Source organism: Rhizobium sp. YTUHZ044, assembly GCF_051123975.1.
In the GTDB taxonomy this organism is placed as follows: domain Bacteria; phylum Pseudomonadota; class Alphaproteobacteria; order Rhizobiales; family Rhizobiaceae; genus Rhizobium.
Map to the genome: position 1 here is coordinate 2,480,392 of NZ_CP101426.1, position 13,463 is coordinate 2,493,854.

Consider the following 13,463-nt stretch of genomic DNA (forward strand, 5'->3'; position numbering starts at 1 on the left):
TTTCCGGCGGCCCAAGCCTTCCTTATCAGTCATTCCGCGTCTGCCGCCAGATCTGCGAAGACATGGTTCGCATAGTCAGAGATGGACCCCACCCCTGCACTTCCGCCGATATGATCCTGCGCCACACAAGTTCAGCATCTTACTGTTCGCCAGCCCACCCGGATAGCGGGCCCGAGCGCCGGACGACCTAGACCATCACTTGTCTTGCGTGCGGCATGTCACTCTTGCGCAAGCAATGTCCTTCCTGATGTACACCGAAATTCATAGAAAATTCGCACGGATAGAACAACGCCCGCGATGAGGACGACAATCCCAGCGCTTTCGATCGGGGTCGGCCAACGAGCATGTACGACAAGTCCACCGATCACACCGAAGGCCGTTTCCGAGACGATCAATTGCGCAGCCAAGGCAACCGGCAGGCTCCGCGACGCAATGTTCCAGGCCCAGACGCCGCCTACGGTTGCCAGCAGCGCGAAAGAAGCGCCCCAAACATACAAGCTGCCGGCGGCACTCCAACCGAATCCCAGCGTTGGAAGCCGGAAGAGGTCCAGCGCGGCGCCGAAGGGGTAGAAGGCCAGCATCAGGATGCCACCTCCCACCAATATCAACGCAGCCCACACACCGGAGGGCATTTCCGGCCGGGCCGCCAGTGCAGCCTGATTGGCAAGAGCGAACCAGACCCAAAGTCCCACGGCGGCCAGCGCCAGTGGCACGCCAACCCAAAATGATCGCACCGAATTCAATCCTTCGGTCGTAAGTGCCGTGCCGTTGACGAGAGCAAGGCCGGCCAGCACCAGCGCCAGAGGCATCATGAGAGATCGCCATGGCAATGATCCCTGACGCTTGTTACCAACGACCATCAATACGATCGGCACCAGGCCGAGAAAGGCAGGAGCGATGACCGGACCGGCAAAGACGGCCGCGCCCGTCACAGTCAGGAAGTAGCCGACATATCCGATGAAAGCGAGCCAGATTGCATTCAGCCAGTTGCGAGGTGTCAGGTGGCGCAGGACACCCTTCTCGGAAAACAGGATGTAAAGTCCGACCAGCGCCGAGACACCATGACGGACGAGGGCGAAATCAAAGGTGGAATAGTCGCCGATGATCAAGGGCACGATGAAGTTGAGCGAAAAGGCAAAAGCCGCAAAGAGAGCGGCCGACACGCCAACATAGAAGATTCTGTCCATGACGATTACTCCTTCTGAAGTTGCGTCACCGAGCCGTTGATCTCCGTGACACCGACGGTGTCTATCGGCAGTCAGCGAAACCCTTGATCGGATGGGAGAAATGTACTGGCCGGGAGCCCTGGCCGGCAGCCGGTGAAATTGAGAACCACCTTCTCAATGCTCATCCACCGGATCGTGAAGCGGTTCCGCATCGGCGAGACCGTTTGAACGACAAGAGGCTACCCGGGTGATGATGAGGGGTGCGCCCGCGGCCATTGCTGTTCATCAGAACCGATTTCCCATATCCTCAAGATCGAGGCTTTCACTCGTCGGGGTGTTATGGATCGGCTTGATGCAATGCGGGTTCTGCTTGCAGTGGTTGACGCCGGCAGCTTGTCGGCGGGCAGCCGGAAGCTGAACGCGCCGCTGCCGAGCGTCAGCCGCAAGGTTGCCGAACTGGAGCGATATCTCGGCGCAAACCTCATCATCCGGACAAGCCGCAACCTGCAGCTCACCGATGCCGGTCGCGACTATGTCGATGCGGCGCGCAGGATCATTGCCGATCTCGAGGAGGTCGAACGCAGGGCCTCAGGCGAATATCAGACGCCGCGGGGACTGCTGACCATCACGATGCCGATCGAGTTTGGCCACCGCTACGTTCTGCCAATCGCGCTCGATTTCATGAACAAGCATCCCGAAGTGACCTTGAACCTTCTGTCCCTCGACCGCTCTGTTCATCTGGTCAACGAACAGGTCGACGTCGCGATCCGACTTGGCGAGTTGGCCGACAGTTCGCTCTATGCGGTCAAGGCCGGCGAGTTCCGCCTGTTGACCTGCGCAAGCCCGGCCTACCTGGAGCGGCATGGCACGCCCCAGCATCCGACCGAGCTCACCGATCACGACGGCATCATGTTCAACGACAGGTCCTTCTTCTGGAATTTCGAGATCGAGGGGAAGCCGGTCGAGGCGATGCCACGGAGCCGGATCGAGGTGAACACCGCGGCCAACTGCGTCGCCGCCGCGTGCAATGGAGCCGGGATCGCCCGCCTCTTCGACTATCAAGTTCCCGAGGAGCTGTCTTCGGGAATGCTCGTGCAGATCTTGAAGGACTATGACGGCGGGCCCAAGCCGATCCACATCGTTTATTCCCGTCAGGGCCTGCTTGCCCTCAAGCTGCGCGCCTTCATCGACTGGATTCTGCCGCGGCTTCGCGCGGCCTGCAGCAGATATGGCGATGCGCCGTCACCGGAATGAAGTGCGCACTTCCCCGACCGTCCGCGCCCGATCCTGGAGGTGCCGATAATCGCCAAGCATGGTCATTGTCATGGCGGTCGCTGAGACTCAATTCGTCAGCGAACGATGCGGTCCACCTGCGCCTGAAGGTGTGGGCCAATCAGCAGGATGGCGGGAATGACGATGAGATAGGCGATGCTCCACGAGCGCAGCCACGTCAGCACGAATTCCTCGGAAAAACCCAGATTGAGCGCGAGCAGTGTGAAAGAGATGATCCCTGTCGTTACGATGCCCATCGACAGGGCGAAGGCGACCTTGCGTTTGAAAAGCGTGTTCATGTCCGTCTCCTGGCTGGATGAGAGATCAAGACCGCCTCGGCAGGTCTCAATCCCGGTTAGCACTTCGAAGATCGCGCAATGCCGGCACCGGCGGTAGCGGGGCGAACCCTCGGCGGTTGGAAGCGATATGCCCCCGCAACGCGCTGCTTTCGACATCCTCCACAGCGCTGCGGCTTCGCAACCTGGTGCAGGACTGAGCGAAAACGAGAGGCTTGCTCTCACGCCTGCTCGCTACCGGGCAAGTCTTGCCGAGCTCATATTCCCGTCATCGCCGCCCGGGACCCTGCTGGGCCGTGGCGGCGCCTGAGACACCAGCAGTGTGCTGTCCCACCGGCTGAAATCGAACAAGGAGCATCCAAATGTCGAAAGTCATCTACACCGGCACCACCAACACCACCGGCGGACGCGACGGCGCATCCCGCACTTCCGACGGTCGCCTCGATGTGAAACTCTCCCCGCCCGGTTCCTCGGCTCCAGGCACCAATCCCGAACAGCTCTTCGCCGCCGCCTGGTCCGCCTGTTTCCTCGGTGCGATCGGAAGAGCGGCTGCCGAACGCCAGCTTCGCATCCCCGCCGATGCTGCCGTCAATGCCGAGATCGACCTCGTCTCGAACGATGACGGCGGCTATGTCCTGCAGGCGCGACTGAACGCGAAGTTGCCGGGCATCGAGACTGACATCGCCAAGTCCCTGGTCGAGCGCGCTCACCAGCTCTGCCCCTACTCCAAGGCCACACGCGGCAACATCGCCGTCGAACTCAACGCCGCCTGATCGGCCTCAACTCAGCGTCGCGCCGGTGTCCCGACGATGTCGGTCACGACAGGCGCGTCTACAAAGGATTATGTCATGACCACGGTCGCAAGAGCCCTCGCAACAGCAGCCTTCCTGCTCGCCGGCACATCCCTCCACGCACAGGCGCCGCATCAGGCGGCGACGCAGTTCCTTCCGATCAAGAACGAAGCCGCGCCCAAGCTCTTCGTGGATCAGCCCCTTGCAGAACCGCTGGCCACCAGAGGCGTGGCCATCATTCCCTATAGAACCGAGAACTTCCGCATCCTGCCCATTTTCGGCGCCAGCGCGACCGATGTCTCGCCTCGGGCCGGACACCTTCATGTCAGCATCGACGACCTGCCATGGCGGTGGGCCGATGCGGGCGGCACCGGCGCCATCGTCCTGACCGGCCTGCCGCCGGGCGAACACAAGGTGCTCATCGAACTTGCCACTCCAGTGCACGAAGTGCTGGGCGGAAAGCCTGTGAAATTTACCGTACCGCCGGTCGGCGGCGCGCAACATTAGGGCTCGCCCTGCCCCACCACGGCCGGGTGCAAGTAGATCCGATATTCGTCGATCAGACCAAGTTCGGTCAGGATGTGGACGAACTCCGGGCCAGCGACGTCGATCTCCCCAATTTCACCCAAGCACGGTGGTAGCGGACTTGGATGAGCGGAATCTGGGATGTCGATCTTGCTAAGAAGTTTGTCGTTACTGGTTGGAATAACATTGGCGGTGCCAGCCTTTGGCGATTGCTTAACCGCCAGTGAGACCAAACAGGGCGTGCTGCTGACCAGAGAAGCGCCTTTCTATTCCGTATTCTACAAGCCCGACGGCCCGGGTCTCACCGAACAGCGGCTGATGGAGCGCGACGGCTCACTGCAGCCGGTGTCGGCCGTATATGTGCACCCCTTGCTCGTCGAAAAGAGAGTGAGTGCCAGCGGCACGCATGAGCTGAAATACGCGAACGCGATTGCGTTGGACGATCTACCACAGAAGAAGGCCTGGCAATCCGGCACCACGCTTTTCATCAATGGCAAAAAAACTGATTCGGGCACGACTTTTATACGGTTCGACGGCTTGGGAGAGGAAACAATTGCATCTTGTTCCTACAAAGTTTGGGCCATTAACAGTCGTCTGAAACTGACGGAATTGCCTCCGATCATTTTCGAACAATACTATTCCCCCGAGCTTCATCTCGTTCTTCGTTCGGTGAGGCTGAGCCCCTCCAACCAACCGTTGAGCGAGGTTCGATTTGATCGGTTCCAAATCGGCTGGGGCAACTAGAGATATCGTGTCCCCTCTATCTTCCCAGAAAGCCCGCTGGGCGCACTCTCCCTGCCTATCACTCCGTCGTCGCGAGTCGATGGCGACTGGCGGCTGTGCCTTTCCCTATCCGGCAGTTTGGTCGAATTGTCCTCACTCCGAACATCTCGTCATCGACGGAGAGTTTCGATGCGGAGGCCCGGAGCCTCCTCCCACTCCATCACAAGTGGCGGCACTCAAGCGGCGTCCGGTCGTGGATCCCTGAACTCGTTCAGATCGGCGCGCCATCTCCCACGCCTCGTTGCAATTCGCGCTCACGCGACTACCTTTCGTGCGAGGCCACTTTCCCCAGTGGCAAAGAGAACATCACGCGAGCAAGCCATGTGCCGAAACATAAAACCACTGTTCAACTTCGATCCGCCTGCAACGGACGAAGAGATTCATGATGCCGCGCTCCAGTTCGTGCGCAAGCTCAGCGGAGCGACCAAGCCGTCGAAGCGCAATGAGGCCGCGTTCGAACGCGCGGTCAGTTCGATCGCAGCTTGCGCCCGTGAATTGCTCGATTCGTTGGAGACGTCTCAGCCGCCTCGCGATCGCGAGGAAGTAGCGGCGAAGGCGCGTGCGAAATCCGCGATGCGGTTCGCGTAAAAAAGGGTCCCGTTCTTACGGGAAGCCTCAGCCGGGCTGCGGATACATTCGCTTACAAAAATGCCGGTTTCCCGACACATGCCCGGTTCAATCATCGACTGAAATGGCGATGCGGCCGATTCGCTGCAATGGTCAATACAGGAAGGATGACACGATGAAAATGATCCAGGCGATACCGCTCGCCCTTCTCCTTGGCGGCGCGGCGATAGCGCATGCGGAACAGCCGCTGCAGCGCACCGACCTCGTCAGAAGCGATATCGATGTACCCGGCCACGAGGCCGTTCAGGTGCGCGTCGATTTCGCCCCCGGCGTTCTCGCGCCGAAGCATGCGCATCCGGGCGAAGAAATCGCCTTCGTTATCGAGGGCACGCTGGAATATCGGCTCGACGGGCAGGAGCCGGTAACGCTGAAGGCCGGCCAATCGCTGTTCATTCCCTCCGGCGTCGTGCATTCGGCCAGAAACGTCGGCAGCGGCAAGGCTTCGGAGCTGGCGACCTACATCGTCCGTAAGGGCGAAGCGCTGGTCGTGCCCGCCAACTGAGGCCGCGTCAGGATTGGGGCGGGCGCGGGAAGCACTCGCCGCGTGGACCCGCGCCTTGGCTCCAGTTTAAGCCTATTGCTGCGGCTGCGCCGGCGGCGGGGTGCCGATCTTGTCCAGAACCTTCTTAGCGAGCGCCGGGTCGCTCTGCGCTGCCGTCAGGATCGACGAATATTCCTCGACGGAGATGTCGTTGGAGGCCTGGACGGTGTCGACCATCTGCTTCTTGGCTTCTTCCTGCAGCTTTTGCTTCGCAGCTTGGTCCTTGGTCGCGTCGATCTTGGCCGAATATTCCTGCCTGACCTTGTCGACCTGCACGTAGGCAACGGCAAAGGCCTCGAGTTTCTGATCACTGACAGGGGCAGCCGCACCGGTACCACCCTGTCCTTGCATCGGCGCCTGCCCCTGTGCCGGCGGCTGCTGTTGCGCCTGGGCAAGCTCGGTCGCGGATGCCGGGCTGAGAGCAAGCAGACTGAACACCGCGGCTGTCATCGTTGCGAGGGATGTGTAACGAGTGATCATTTTCATTCCTTTTCCGGTGATTTGGACGGCAGCAAAGACCGCCTCGGTCGATCGCTCAGCCGCTGGAAAGGCTGGCGAGGTCACGACGATGAAGCCCGGAAAAGGGCTCGGTGCGGCGGTAAAGGGGCCATTTTCTGACGATTGAGCGGCAGCTTTGTGGCCCCAGCTCAACTATTACCGCGCGAACCTGCGCGCCCCCATTACGCAGAAAATGACAGCCACCGTCACCGCGAGCATCGCCCAGGTGACCGGTTCGTGCAGCAGCGTGGCGGCGAGCGCCAGGCCGAAGAAGGGCTGGAGCAGTTGCAGTTGGCCGACGGCGGCGATGCCGCCTTGCGAGAGGCCGCGATACCAGAAGATGAAACCGATCAGCATCGAGAACAGCGAGACATAGGCAAGGCCGATGAGCGCCGGCGTTCCAATGCCGGCGAAACTTTCCGGCCGGTAGACGAACGCGACTGCAATCATGATTGGGAGCGAAAGGACCAGCGCCCAGGAAATCACCTGCCAGCCGCCGAGCGTGCGCGACAGCCGGCCGCCCTCGGCATAACCGAGGCCGCAGGCGACGATTGCCGCGAGCATCAGCAGGTCGCCGACCGGCGAGGCCGTCAGACCTTGCGTCAGGGCAAAGCCCGCCACCAGCGCGCTGCCGAGGATGGAGAACAGCCAGAAGGCCGGCTTCGGCCGTTCGCCGCCGCGGATCACGCCGAAGGTCGCCGTTGCCAGCGGCAGCAGACCGACGAAGACGATCGAATGGGCTGACGTCACATGCTGCAGCGCCAGCGCCGTCAGCAGTGGAAAGCCCGCCACGACGCCAAGCGCGACCACGGCAAGCGAGATGATATCGCGCCCGGCCGGCCGCTTCTCACGAAAGACGATCAGCAGGCAGAGCGCCAGCACCCCGGCGATCGCCGCGCGCGCAACAGTCAGGAAGACCGGATCGAACTGCGCCACCGCCACGCGCGTCGCCGGCAGCGAGCCGCTGAAGATCACCACACCAATCAAACCATTGACCCATCCTGCCGTCATGCGCTCCATCATGCGTTCCCTTCCCAGATGCATGTCGTCGAAACCCTGCGGCCTTGAGAGAACGGCATGCATAAACAATAACCTGAGGCGCGTTAGCTGAATCGAATTCACAAGAACGGGCCGTCCAGCCTTATCCGCCAAAACCGATAGCCACGACAGTGACGGTCTGATACGGTTTCGCAAAACTGTTATGGTTCAAAAGGCAGTACGGATGAACGAAAAGATAGCGGGACGCACCCGCGTCGAGATGGTGATGGCGACGATCCGGCAGCGCATCGCCGGGCGCAGCCTGACGCCGGGGGCAAGGCTGCCTTCGGTGCGGAGCCTGGCGTCCAGCATGAAGCTCTCGACTTCGACCGTCGTCGACGCCTATGAGCGCCTGGCCGCCGAGGGCGCGATCATCTCACGGCCGGGTTCCGGCTTCTATGTCGCCAACCAGGCGGCCCCCTTCGCACTGGCCGAGGCCGGGCCGAAACTCGACCGCGCCGTCGATCCCTTGTGGATTTCGCGGCAATCGCTGGAGTCCGATGAAGCCGATCTCAAACCCGGCTGTGGCTGGCTGCCGTCCTCCTGGCTGCCTGGCGAGGGCATGCGCCGGGCGCTCCGAACGCTTGCGCGCGCCGAGGGGCCGGCCCTTGCCGATTACGGCTCGCCGCTCGGCCTGCGGCCGCTGCGCCAGCTGATTTCGCGGCGCATGGGCGAGCGCGGCATCGAGGCTTCGCCGGCTCAGATCCTGCTCGCCGAGTCCAGCACGCAGGCGATCGACTTGCTCTGCCGTTTCCTGCTCGAACCCGGCGACACGGTGCTGGTCGACGATCCCTGCTACTTCAACTTCCACGCATTGCTGCGCGCCCACCGGGCGAAGATCGTCGGTGTGCCCTACACATCGTCAGGCCCCGATGTCGAACTCTTCGCGCAGACGCTCGCCGAGCATCGGCCGCGGCTCTACATCACCAACTCGGCCATCCACAATCCGACCGGCGCGACACTCTCCCCCGTCACAGCCCACCGGGTCCTGAAACTCGCCGACCAGTTCGATCTCACCATCATCGAGGACGATATCTTCGCAGATTTCGAATATTCGGTCGCGCCTCGCCTCGCCGCCTTTGACGGGCTCGAGCGCGTCATCCATATCGGCAGCTTTTCGAAGACGCTTTCGGCCTCTGCCCGCTGCGGCTTCATCGTCGCCAGGCCCGAATGGATCGAGGGCCTCACCGACCTCAAGATCGCCACCTCCTTCGGCGGCGCCCGGATGACGGCCGAGTTGGTGCTCAAGGTCTTGAGCGACGGCGGTTACCGCAAACACATGGAAATGCTCAGGCAGCGGCTGGCGCGCGCCATGACCGAGGTCACCGCTCGTCTGAAGGGCTTCGGGATAAAACCCTGGCTGGAGCCCCAGGCCGGCATGTTCCTCTGGTGCCGCCTGCCCGATGACATCGACGCAGCTGATGTGGCGCGAGCGGCGTTGGAAAAGCGGATCGTGCTGGCGCCGGGCAATGCGTTCAGCCTGTCGCAATCGGCGACGAATTTCATGCGCTTCAATGTGTCGCAGACGCTGGATGAGAGAGTATTTGCGGTATTGGGGGATGTGTTGGGAAAGGCCGCGCGATAAAGCTACAGCACATCCCTCGGAAAAACCGCGAAGACATCAGAGCGACCGAAAGGTCATGCGTGAGACACCCCCTCTGGCCTGCCGGTAGAATCAGCCAACGATTTCGGACGCGCTGGTCTCACCCCACCCAATCAAAACGACCGATTGAGCGCCTTATCGTTCTCCAGCCGCGTCACGCAGCCCTCCAGCTTGGCGAGCAGCAGGTCGAAGTCGAGCGGCTTCGTCAGATAATCCGCAGCACCGGCCCGCAGGCCGGCGAGCGTGTTTTCCCGGTCTGTCAGCGCCGTCAGCATGATGAAGGGAATGTTGGAGAGCTCCGGGTGATTGATCTGGATTTCCGCCAGAAGCTGATGCCCATCCATAACAGGCATGGAAATGTCGCTGATGACGATATCAGGCCATTTCGACAGGATCATTTCCAGGCCCTCTGCGCCGTTCGAGGCCTGGAGCGTCCTGTAGCCGGCTTCGCTCAACTCTTCGACGAGGAGATTCCGGATCTCGACTTCGTCTTCTATGCACAGGACTGTAACCATAAGCTCTTCCTTAAGCTGCGACTTGTTGATCCGACAATAGAAACTCTATTGGCAGAGAGATGGTGAATGTTGTGCCTTTGCCAAGCTCACTCGTCACCTCGACGGTGCCGCCGTGCAGCTCGATGACCTGCTTGACGACGTTCAGGCCAATGCCGGTTCCGGCAATACCCGTCGCGCTGCGGGCGCGATAATAAGGTTGAAACAGTTTCGGCAGATCATCCGCATCCATGCCGATGCCGCTATCGGCAACGGCGATTTCCACCATTTTCTCTTCAACCCGAGCGTGAACATAAATGTCAGGCTGATCGGGCGAATATTTGACGGCGTTCGACATCAGATTGATGAAGACCTGTTCCATCGCGCTTCGATCGAAGGTCAATACGTCAGGTACGAGTTCGAGATCGAGATGGAAGACATGCGAAGGGCTGAGTTCGCGCTGCCGATCACAGCAGGCGACGAGCAAGGCTTTCAGATTACCTTCGCTCCTCTTCAGTATGATCTGTCCGGTTTCGAGCCGGCCGCTCGCAAGGATGCTCTCCATGAGATCGACCATGCGCACCACCGCGCTGCGGATCACTCCGGCTTTTTCGTGAACATACTCGCCGCTGACGTTGGTCGTCGAGCGGCAGAGCCGCTGGGCGGCCGCATCGATGATGGCAAGCGGCGTTCGAAATTCGTGCGAGGCCATAGCAACGAACTGGCGCTGCAGCGCATTCACCTGGCGTTCGTGCACCAGCAGGCGGTCCAGCTCCTGCCTTTGTCTTTCGATTTTGGCTGTTCGGTCCGCCACCATCTCTTCCAGATGGTGGCGGTGGTGGGTGAGTTCGGCCTGGCTGTCCAGCAGGGTCAGCGAGGTGCGATGCAGTCCTCGTCCGAGCCAGAACACCGCGGCGATCAACAGAGCCAGACAGCCGAGCCCTGCCGGCGCGATCTGCTGGAGCAGCATGAAGCCCGGGCGGATCGGCTGCCACACGAGATAGCCGATCACCCCGCCGTCATAGGACGAGACAGGCACTTGCGCCCGCTCGTCGTCTCCCTTCGAAAGGGAAAAATGCAATCCTTCGAGCCGCGCATAATGGGCAATGCTTTCAGCCGCTTTTCCGTCGATGAACTTGACCGAGACGGCGATGAACTCCTGACCCGCTTCGATCTGCATCCTTGTCGAACTCGGCATAACAGGGCGCGCGCTTGTTATCGCCGGTCTGTTGCCGATCATGATCGTGCGTACCCTGGCCAGCTGGCCAAGCGGTTCGCCACCGCTTCTTTTGCGCTCGACGAGAGCCGCCCGCGTCTCGCCGGCCAGCGCCGTCATTTCCTCGCCGTCGTCGCTGCCGAGGCGCGGCGGCATGGTGTCCGTTCCGTCGCGGAACGCAAACAGCAGGCGATTGGTATTGTCGAAGATGTAGGTTCTATCGTGTCCGAAATATTGGCTCGTCCAGCGGCCGACATTGTCAAGCAACCATTCATGGTTCCGCTGCTTGGAATAAAGAAAGGCGTCGTCCCATTTCGTGACGCTTTCCTGTTCCCGGGGAAGCGCCTTGAACTGCTCATCCAATCCTTGTCGCACAAAGTCGGCCTGGCGGCGCAAGTAGAGATCATCGACGTTCACGGCGGCAATCCATGCGAATCCGCACAGCAATACGGCCGCCGCACAGGTGAGCGCCACCAGGACGAGCGTGATGTGCGATGTGAGCCTGACCTTCAATACTTGCAACCTTTTGATGGCGCCCCTTCCCTCGAAATTGACACGCAAAAGTTGACGGACGGTGAATTGCTCCCCGCAGGTATTTGCGTGGCCGGAGCCGCCGGCACCTACGAGAGCCTAAGCCTGAGGTGCCCCGCAAGGGGCGCCGAAGGGCGAGGCGGGTGCGCTGACGCCGGCTTCTTGCAATGAGCAGCCCCACCCTGGCGGCGCAGCCCTCACGGCCGGCGCACAGTGCGGATCTTGCCGCTATTGCCTCCGCCACAGAAGAAGCAGCCGCCGCCGTCGGATTCGAGGCCGGAGACGCCAGTGCCTTCGGGCATGTCGAGCCGCTCCAGCACCTCGCCGGACTCGGGGTCGATGCGCCTGACATCGCTGTCGTCGCCCTCCCAGGTGCCGTGCCAGAGCTGGCCGTCGACCCAGGTGACGCCTGTCACGACGCGGTTGGATTCGATCGTGCGCAGGATCTTGCCGGTCTCAGGATCGATCTGATGGATCCTGCGGCCGCGATGCTGGCCGACCCAGAGCGTGCCCTCGGCCCAGGCAAGGCCGGAATCGCCGCCATTGCCGGGGGCCGGGATGGTGGAAAGAATCTGGCCGGTCTTCGGGTGGATCTTGTGAATGACGTCCTCGGCAATCTGATAGAGGAACTCGCCGTCGAAAGCCGTGCCGGCGTGAGAGGCGACTTCGATCGACCGCACCACTTCGCCGCTGTCGGGATCGAGTGCGTTCAGCCTGTCGCCCGAGGCGAACCAGACATGCCGGCCGTCGAAGGTGACGCCGTGAACGCGCTCCGCACCCGGAAAGGGTCCATATTCACGCAGAATGGTCGCAGCCGATGTCTTCATGTCTTCCTCCTTGTCGGTTGACCCATACTAGTCGCTCGGCAGCGGTCCCGGGAGTAACAAGATCGTCGGGAAAGAGGAGAGCGGCGGGCTCATCCAGCGGCGCGCCCGCCCGCGTCCGATCGCTTGCACCTTCTCCTCGCCGGCGAGCGCATCCAGCGCCCGCTGCACGGTGCGCGGACTGGTGCCGAGCGCGATTGCCAACGCCGAACTCGACCACGCTTCGCCATCGGCGAGCAAGGCGAGCACCGCCGCATGCGGCCCTTCGACGAGCGGGGCAAGCACTGCAACCTCAGCGGCGCCGGCAGGGGAAAGGGTAAAACCGCGCTCGGTAGCCGAGACTTCCGCCAGCCCGGCTAATTCCGTCCGCAGCCGGCCGATCTCGACGCGCAGCCGGGCGCGATGCGATTCATCGGCATGCTTGCCGCGGAAGGCGCGTGCGATCAGCGCCCCGCGCGACACATCCGCCGGCCAGGCTTCGGCAAGCGCACGAGCGAGGGCGAAAAGCACCGGCCGGCTCGCCAGCGGCACCACCGCACTGCCCGCGCGCACGACATGGCGGCAGGCATCGACGACGAGCGTGCCATTTGAAAAGAGCGCCTCCACCTCGGCAAGCAGCAGCGGCCGTTCATGCCCACGCGAAACCAGGCGCGCCGCCGGCAGATCGAGCACATGTCCAGCGGTCTCGACCTCCGCCGTGAGCACGGGCATGTCGGCCCGCCGCGCCGCAAGCCTTGCCCGTTCGAGCGCCGCGCGCGCCGGCTGCGTCCGCAAGCGCCGGACCGCGATCCCAGCCGCGACAAGCTCATGGGCGGCCAGCAAGGCCGGCGGCAGCGGCGTCGGGTCGAGCGCGGCCAGCGCCTGCTCGGCCTCGTCGAGCCGGCCGATCAGCACCATCAGGCGAATGGCGATATTGCCGGCATGGGCGGCGTTGACCCGGTCGCCATGCGCTTCCAGAACCTTGCGCGCCCCCTCCAGCACCTTCGGCGGCCAGGTGAGATCGCGCGATACGAGCGCGATCTCGGCCTCGGCGACGACACAGCGGGCGCGGGCCACCGCCTCCCGCGGTCCGAATGCGCGCGCAGCGCTCTTCAGCAGCGCCTTGGCGCGGATGAGGTCACCGAGCTGCGCCATGGCGATGCCGCGCAGCGCCAGCGCAGGCGCATCGTCGCGCAGCGCCACCCGTTTCAGCGCGCCAAGCGTATCGCCCGATGCCAGCGCCTGCGCCGCGGCCGTAATCAGCGAGTCCATTCAAATCCCG

15 protein-coding genes and 1 pseudogene are annotated in these 13,463 nt (G+C 62.3%); 7 read left to right on the forward strand and 9 right to left on the reverse strand.

Translation table 11 applies throughout. The features are described from left to right. Positions 1-218: 218 nt before the first annotated feature. Positions 219-1,187: a DMT family transporter gene (locus NL154_RS12425; protein ID WP_221145395.1), complete on the reverse strand. Its 969-nt coding sequence runs from the start codon at positions 1,185-1,187 to the stop codon at positions 219-221. A gap of 318 nt (positions 1,188-1,505) precedes the next feature. Between NL154_RS12425 and NL154_RS12430 the strand changes: the two genes are divergently transcribed. Further along, positions 1,506-2,420, forward strand: coding sequence for a LysR family transcriptional regulator (locus tag NL154_RS12430; RefSeq protein ID WP_434732750.1), 915 nt, complete (start codon positions 1,506-1,508; stop codon positions 2,418-2,420). Between the two features lie 95 nt (positions 2,421-2,515). Here NL154_RS12430 and NL154_RS12435 read toward each other — a convergent pair whose 3' ends face one another. After that, on the reverse strand, positions 2,516-2,737 hold the full coding sequence (locus NL154_RS12435; protein ID WP_210630850.1) for a DUF2798 domain-containing protein: 222 nt from the start codon (positions 2,735-2,737) through the stop codon (positions 2,516-2,518). A 359-nt stretch (positions 2,738-3,096) separates the two neighbouring features. On the opposite strand from NL154_RS12435, the gene NL154_RS12440 reads away from it, so the two are divergent. Together NL154_RS12440 and NL154_RS12445 are read left to right on the forward strand one after the other, a co-directional pair. Then, entirely contained in the window at positions 3,097-3,507 is a 411-nt protein-coding gene (locus NL154_RS12440; protein WP_221122677.1) for an organic hydroperoxide resistance protein, read from the forward strand. A gap of 75 nt (positions 3,508-3,582) precedes the next feature. Beyond that, positions 3,583-4,032 (forward strand): DUF6130 family protein, encoded by a 450-nt coding sequence (locus NL154_RS12445; RefSeq protein ID WP_221122676.1) that lies wholly within the window; start codon positions 3,583-3,585, stop codon positions 4,030-4,032. Here NL154_RS12445 and NL154_RS12450 read toward each other — a convergent pair. Beyond that, positions 4,032-4,142: pseudogene (locus NL154_RS12450) on the reverse strand (dihydrofolate reductase family protein); the annotation flags it as partial. The gene NL154_RS12445 and the pseudogene NL154_RS12450 overlap by 1 nt on opposite strands. Before the next feature lie 49 nt (positions 4,143-4,191). On the opposite strand from NL154_RS12450, the gene NL154_RS12455 reads away from it, so the two are divergent. The 3 genes from NL154_RS12455 to NL154_RS12465 all read left to right on the forward strand — a co-directional run bounded on the left by NL154_RS12455 (position 4,192) and on the right by NL154_RS12465 (position 5,962). Beyond that, positions 4,192-4,794, forward strand: coding sequence for a hypothetical protein (locus NL154_RS12455; protein ID WP_210630847.1), 603 nt, complete (start codon positions 4,192-4,194; stop codon positions 4,792-4,794). A gap of 360 nt (positions 4,795-5,154) precedes the next feature. After that, the gene (locus NL154_RS12460) at positions 5,155-5,421 is read left to right on the forward strand and encodes a DUF2277 domain-containing protein (RefSeq protein WP_210631600.1); all 267 of its coding nucleotides are present in this window, start codon (positions 5,155-5,157) and stop codon (positions 5,419-5,421) included. Positions 5,422-5,575: 154 nt separating this feature from the next. Further along, on the forward strand, positions 5,576-5,962 hold the full coding sequence (locus NL154_RS12465) for a cupin domain-containing protein (RefSeq protein ID WP_210630846.1): 387 nt from the start codon (positions 5,576-5,578) through the stop codon (positions 5,960-5,962). Positions 5,963-6,034: 72 nt separating this feature from the next. Here NL154_RS12465 and NL154_RS12470 read toward each other — a convergent pair whose 3' ends face one another. Together NL154_RS12470 and NL154_RS12475 are read right to left on the reverse strand one after the other, a co-directional pair. Continuing rightward, complete coding sequence (locus tag NL154_RS12470) at positions 6,035-6,481, reverse strand: DUF4168 domain-containing protein (protein ID WP_210631599.1); 447 nt, start codon at positions 6,479-6,481, stop codon at positions 6,035-6,037. A 174-nt stretch (positions 6,482-6,655) separates the two neighbouring features. Further along, positions 6,656-7,519, reverse strand: coding sequence for a DMT family transporter (locus NL154_RS12475; RefSeq protein WP_210631598.1), 864 nt, complete (start codon positions 7,517-7,519; stop codon positions 6,656-6,658). Between the two features lie 181 nt (positions 7,520-7,700). On the opposite strand from NL154_RS12475, the gene NL154_RS12480 reads away from it, so the two are divergent. Further along, positions 7,701-9,122 carry a PLP-dependent aminotransferase family protein gene (locus NL154_RS12480; protein WP_210630845.1) on the forward strand — a complete coding sequence of 474 codons (1,422 nt, stop codon included), beginning with the start codon at positions 7,701-7,703 and terminating at the stop codon, positions 9,120-9,122. A 131-nt stretch (positions 9,123-9,253) separates the two neighbouring features. Here the strand turns inward: NL154_RS12480 and NL154_RS12485 are convergent, their stop codons facing one another. The 4 genes from NL154_RS12485 to NL154_RS12500 form a co-directional block, all read right to left on the reverse strand. Further along, complete coding sequence (locus NL154_RS12485) at positions 9,254-9,655, reverse strand: response regulator (RefSeq protein ID WP_210630844.1); 402 nt, start codon at positions 9,653-9,655, stop codon at positions 9,254-9,256. 10 nt (positions 9,656-9,665) lie between these two features. Then, the gene (locus NL154_RS12490; RefSeq protein ID WP_434732751.1) at positions 9,666-11,408 is read right to left on the reverse strand and encodes an ATP-binding protein; all 1,743 of its coding nucleotides are present in this window, start codon (positions 11,406-11,408) and stop codon (positions 9,666-9,668) included. A gap of 167 nt (positions 11,409-11,575) precedes the next feature. Next, a complete protein-coding gene (locus NL154_RS12495; RefSeq protein ID WP_434732752.1) occupies positions 11,576-12,205 on the reverse strand; it encodes a Vgb family protein in 630 nt (209 codons plus the stop codon). A gap of 27 nt (positions 12,206-12,232) precedes the next feature. After that, entirely contained in the window at positions 12,233-13,453 is a 1,221-nt protein-coding gene (locus NL154_RS12500; RefSeq protein WP_221145413.1) for a helix-turn-helix domain-containing protein, read from the reverse strand. Positions 13,454-13,463 lie beyond the last annotated feature (10 nt).

Excerpts from the sequence above, each read along its gene's own strand:
- NL154_RS12425 (WP_221145395.1), bottom strand. The coding sequence starts at position 1,187 with ATGGACAGAATCTTCTATGTTGGCGTGTCGGCCGCTCTCTTTGCGGCT.
- NL154_RS12430 (WP_434732750.1), top strand. The coding sequence starts at position 1,506 with ATGGATCGGCTTGATGCAATGCGGGTTCTGCTTGCAGTGGTTGACGCC.
- NL154_RS12435 (WP_210630850.1), bottom strand. The coding sequence starts at position 2,737 with ATGAACACGCTTTTCAAACGCAAGGTCGCCTTCGCCCTGTCGATGGGC.
- NL154_RS12440 (WP_221122677.1), top strand. The coding sequence starts at position 3,097 with ATGTCGAAAGTCATCTACACCGGCACCACCAACACCACCGGCGGACGC.
- NL154_RS12445 (WP_221122676.1), top strand. The coding sequence starts at position 3,583 with ATGACCACGGTCGCAAGAGCCCTCGCAACAGCAGCCTTCCTGCTCGCC.
- NL154_RS12455 (WP_210630847.1), top strand. The coding sequence starts at position 4,192 with ATGTCGATCTTGCTAAGAAGTTTGTCGTTACTGGTTGGAATAACATTG.
- NL154_RS12460 (WP_210631600.1), top strand. The coding sequence starts at position 5,155 with ATGTGCCGAAACATAAAACCACTGTTCAACTTCGATCCGCCTGCAACG.
- NL154_RS12465 (WP_210630846.1), top strand. The coding sequence starts at position 5,576 with ATGAAAATGATCCAGGCGATACCGCTCGCCCTTCTCCTTGGCGGCGCG.
- NL154_RS12470 (WP_210631599.1), bottom strand. The coding sequence starts at position 6,481 with ATGATCACTCGTTACACATCCCTCGCAACGATGACAGCCGCGGTGTTC.
- NL154_RS12475 (WP_210631598.1), bottom strand. The coding sequence starts at position 7,519 with ATGGAGCGCATGACGGCAGGATGGGTCAATGGTTTGATTGGTGTGGTG.
- NL154_RS12480 (WP_210630845.1), top strand. The coding sequence starts at position 7,701 with ATGGTTCAAAAGGCAGTACGGATGAACGAAAAGATAGCGGGACGCACC.
- NL154_RS12485 (WP_210630844.1), bottom strand. The coding sequence starts at position 9,655 with ATGGTTACAGTCCTGTGCATAGAAGACGAAGTCGAGATCCGGAATCTC.
- NL154_RS12495 (WP_434732752.1), bottom strand. The coding sequence starts at position 12,205 with ATGAAGACATCGGCTGCGACCATTCTGCGTGAATATGGACCCTTTCCG.
- NL154_RS12500 (WP_221145413.1), bottom strand. The coding sequence starts at position 13,453 with ATGGACTCGCTGATTACGGCCGCGGCGCAGGCGCTGGCATCGGGCGAT.